Raw genomic sequence first — 3,015 nt, forward strand, 5'->3', positions numbered from 1 at the left:
GTGCTGGACACCAACGTCGTGCTCGACTGGCTGGTGTTCGGCAACCCGGGGGTCGCTCCGATCGTCCGCGCGGTCGAGAACGGCCGGCTGCAATGGGTCGCCACGGCCGCGATGCGCGACGAGCTGGCCGAGGTGCTGCGTCGAGGGTTGCCTCGCAATCCATCGATGGATGCCGACCTCATCTGGTCAACATGGAGTGCACGCGCTCACATTGAAGACCTTCCACCACCCGCCAGCCTGGCCGCGCCGCTGCGCTGCACCGACCCCGACGACCAGAAGTTCATCGATTTCGCCCTGCTCCGCGCCGACTGGCTGTTCACTCGCGACCGCGCCGTGCTGCGGCTGGCGCGCCGGGCCCTCCCGCGCGGCCTGGCGATCCTGAGGCCCGAAGCCTGGACCGCACCCCCGGAATGAAAAAAGGGCGGCCGAAGCCGCCCTTTCCGCACGAAGCGCKAACACTCACTCGGCAGCGTCGCCGCCGGCTTCCGCCGGGGTTTCCTGCACGGAGGCGAATTCCTCCGCCTCCTGCATCGCGATGGCACGGCGCTCGGCGTCGTCCATCTCTTCCTTGACGCGGCGTGCGTCGTGGAATGCCATGCCGGTACCGGCCGGGATCAGGCGGCCGACGATGACGTTCTCCTTCAGGCCACGCAGCTCGTCGCGCTTGCCCATGATGGCAGCCTCGGTGAGCACGCGGGTCGTTTCCTGGAAGGACGCCGCCGAGATGAAGCTGTCGGTCGACAGCGACGCCTTGGTGATGCCCAGCAGCACGTCGGCGTGCGTCGCCGTCATCTTGCCTTCGGCCACCATCCGGTCGTTGGTGTCCAGCAGCTCCGAACGCTCGACCTGCTCACCGACGATGTAGGCCGTCTCGCCCGGGTTGACGATCTGCACGCGGCGCAGCATCTGGCGAACGATCACCTCGATGTGCTTGTCGTTGATCTTCACGCCCTGCAGACGGTAGACGTCCTGCACTTCGTCGACGATGTAGCGCGCCAGTTCCTCGATGCCCAGCAGGCGCAGGATGTCCTGCGGATCGGCCGGACCGTCGACGATCGACTCGCCCTTGTTGACCACCTGGCCTTCGTGGACCACGATGTTCTTTTCCTTCGGGACGAGCTCTTCGTAGACCTTGCCTTCCGGATCGGTGATCTGCAGGCGAACCTTGCCCTTGGTCTCCTTGCCGAACGACACCGTGCCGGTCATCTCGGCCAGCGTGCCCTTGTCCTTCGGGCTGCGTGCCTCGAAGAGTTCGGCCACGCGCGGCAGACCGCCGGTGATGTCCCGCGTCTTCTGGCCTTCGACCGGAATACGCGCCAGCACCTCGCCCGGGGCCAGGTCCTGGCCGTCGCGGATCTGGATCAGCGAGCCGACCTGGAAGCCGATCGTCACCGAGTGGTCGGTGCCGGGGATCTTCACCTCGTTGCCGCCGGCGTCCAGCAGCTTGACCTGCGGACGCACGACCTTGGCCGCGCCGCGGCGCTTCGGGTCGATCACGACCAGCGTCGACAGGCCGGTCACTTCATCGAGCTGCTTGGCGACCGTGACACCTTCCTCGACGTTCTCGAACTTCGCCTTGCCGGCGAATTCCGTGATGATCGGGCGGGTCAGCGGATCCCAGTTGGCCAGCACCGTGCCAGCCTTGAGCTGCTGGTCGGGCTTGATGTTCAGGATCGCGCCGTACGGCACCTTGTGGCGCTCACGCTCGCGACCGTGCTGGTCGGCGATGATGATTTCACCCGAGCGCGAGATCACGACCAGGTCGCCCTTGCCGTTGGTCACGTAGCGCATCGTCGCGTTGAAGCCGATGTGGCCATCGGACTTCGCATCGACGCTGGACGCCACCGCCGCACGCGAAGCCGCGCCGCCGATGTGGAACGTGCGCATCGTCAGCTGCGTGCCCGGTTCGCCGATCGACTGCGCCGCGATCACGCCGACTGCCTCGCCGCGGTTCACCAGGCCGCCACGACCCAGGTCGCGGCCGTAGCACTTGCCGCACAGGCCGAAGCGCGTGCCGCAGGTCAGCGCGGTGCGCACCTTCACTTCGTCGACGCCGGCGGCTTCGAGGCCGTCGAGTGCGTCTTCGTCGAGCATGGTGCCGCCGGTCAGCAACTGTTCACCCGTTTCCGGATGCAGCACCTCGATCGCGGTGACGCGGCCGAGGATGCGGTCGCGCAGCGATTCGATCACTTCGCCGCCTTCGACCAGCGCGCGCATGTTGATGCCGTTCTGCGTGCCGCAATCGTCTTCGGTGACCACCAGATCCTGCGTCACGTCGACCAGTCGACGCGTCAGGTAGCCGGAGTTCGCCGTCTTCAGCGCCGTGTCCGCGAGGCCTTTTCGGGCGCCGTGGGTGGAGATGAAGTACTGCAGCACGTTCAGGCCTTCACGGAAGTTCGCCGTGATGGGCGTCTCGATGATCGAGCCGTCCGGCTTGGCCATCAGRCCGCGCATGCCGGCCAGCTGGCGGATCTGCGCAGCGGAGCCGCGCGCACCCGAGTCGGCCATCATGTAGATGGAGTTGAACGACTCCTGGTCGACTTCCTTGCCGTGCCGATCGAGCACGCGCTGCTTGGCCAGCTGGCTCATCATGACCTTGCCGACTTCGTCGCCGGTCTTGCCCCAGATGTCCACGACCTTGTTGTAGCGCTCGCCGGCGGTGACGAGACCCGAGACGTACTGCTGCTCGATCTCCTTCACTTCCTTCTCGGCGCGGTCGATCAGGCCCGGCTTTTCCTTCGGCACGAGCATGTCGTCGATCGCGATCGAGATGCCGGCGCGCGTGGCCAGGCGGAAGCCCGACTGCAGCAGCTTGTCGGCGAACACGACCGTTTCCTTCAGACCGCACTTGCGGAACGAGGTGTTGATCAGGCGCGAGATTTCCTTCTTCTTCAGCGCCTTGTTGATGTTCGAGAACGGCAGGCCCTTCGGCAGGATCTCGGACAGCAGCGCACGGCCGACGGTGGTGTCGACGAGCTYGGTTTCCGACACGAACTCGCCGGTCACCTTGTTCTT

At 66.1% G+C, this 3,015-nt stretch carries 2 protein-coding genes; one reads left to right on the forward strand and one right to left on the reverse strand.

The annotated features are described in order from the left end of the window. Positions 1-414, forward strand: a 414-nt coding sequence (locus tag AC1D12_RS29590; protein WP_477844760.1) for a PIN domain-containing protein, incomplete at its 5' end; no start/stop codon positions are given. Between the two features lie 45 nt (positions 415-459). On the opposite strand, the gene AC1D12_RS29595 is transcribed toward AC1D12_RS29590, so the two are convergent. After that, a partial coding sequence (locus AC1D12_RS29595; protein WP_477844762.1) for a DNA-directed RNA polymerase subunit beta' occupies positions 460-3,015 on the reverse strand: 2,556 nt, incomplete at its 5' end.

The organism is Rhizobacter sp. P1_G5 (assembly GCF_056405435.1).